The organism is Flavobacterium sasangense DSM 21067 (genome assembly GCF_000686885.1).
Classification (GTDB): domain Bacteria; phylum Bacteroidota; class Bacteroidia; order Flavobacteriales; family Flavobacteriaceae; genus Flavobacterium; species Flavobacterium sasangense.
Window position 1 is genome coordinate 1 of sequence record NZ_JMLU01000069.1, and the last position, 1,342, is coordinate 1,342.

The window sequence follows — 1,342 nt, forward strand, 5'->3', positions numbered from 1 at the left end:
TCTTTCAATCACGTTTTTTCTTTCAAAGTTTTCGGTATATTTGTTAACGCCAGTCTTGAAAATACGCAACAGACGCAAAGCCTGGGAACGTTGTGCGTCATTGTGTAGTAGAATCGTAAAATTCAATTAAATATTAAATAAAAAAACAATAGATTTAAAAAATATTAATAACTTAAAAAAAATGAAAAAATGAAAAAATTATTATTAGGAGCTATATTAATATTTAGCTTAATTAGCTGTTCACAACAAAGTAAAGTTGAAAAATTTATAACTAAAACTGTTTCTGAAAAACTAGATGACCCAAGTAGTTTTGAATTAGTAAAAGTAAGAATTATTGAAAAATCTAAAATCCAAAGCTGTAAGGATTCAGAGAAACTTAATTTGGAAATGGCTGATTTAAAATTTTCTAGTAATAAAGAATTTGGTGTTAATGAACACAATCAAGCAATCGCTCTTTATAAAGAAAACATAAAACGTTTTGAATTAGTCGAAAAAGGCGTTATGCTTTATGTAGACTATACTTATAGAGCAAAAAATAAAATGGGTGCTATTGTTACTGATACAAAAAGTACATTCATACCAATCAATGAACTATAAACAATTAAAAAAAATAAAAAATGGCAATATTTGCAATTCCAAATCCAACAAAAAATATTAAAGTTAATTTCTCATTAAGTGAAACTAGAAAAGCTATTTGTAATATATCAAGATTGAACTCAAATTACAAAAAAGAAAACTTTAATGAAACAATCGAAAATTATAAATTTTCTGCATCAGAAACTTTAGACCTAGGTTCTTATGTTGATATAAGTCTGAATGAAATAGATACTAATAAAACTGAAATTAACATTACAATTAGTCGCAAAATTGGAACATTTAACAAATCATTCGAGGTAACAAATGCGAATAATCATCTTGATATTATCATAAACTTAATATCTTCAACAATCGGAAAAAGTGATAAAGAAATTGATGAAATCATAATACGTCAAAATAAAGAAATAATAGCCAAAACATCTAAAAATAAAAAGGTTGCAAAATGGTTTTATTCAATTTTTGCCATTTTAGCTTTGGCTTTTTATTATTACGTAAACTATATCCATAAAAAATAAAAAACAACGAACGCACAACAGCAGTTTGGCAATATAGCGGGTTTATGCTTAATTTGAAGTTTGTTTTGTACTTGCAAAATCAGACTTTAACCGAAAGTTTAGGCTCATTAATCCGCCACATCGCCAAGCTGCAGAAACGTTGTATACAATATATTTTCCGAACTTACGCTGAACGATTCTCTCCTATTTTTTCCGAAAGAAATTTATTGAAATTGTTACCGAAAAATCTT

General features: G+C 26.8%; 2 protein-coding genes. Both read left to right on the forward strand.

Annotation, left to right across the window (positions count from 1 at the left end; all coding sequences use genetic code 11):
• The first annotated feature begins 189 nt into the window (after positions 1 to 189).
• Entirely contained in the window at positions 190 to 597 is a 408-nt protein-coding gene (locus tag BP92_RS0113740; RefSeq protein WP_026726549.1) for a hypothetical protein, read from the forward strand.
• Between the two features lie 20 nt (positions 598 to 617).
• Entirely contained in the window at positions 618 to 1,112 is a 495-nt protein-coding gene (locus tag BP92_RS0113745) for a hypothetical protein (protein WP_026726550.1), read from the forward strand.
• Positions 1,113 to 1,342 lie beyond the last annotated feature (230 nt).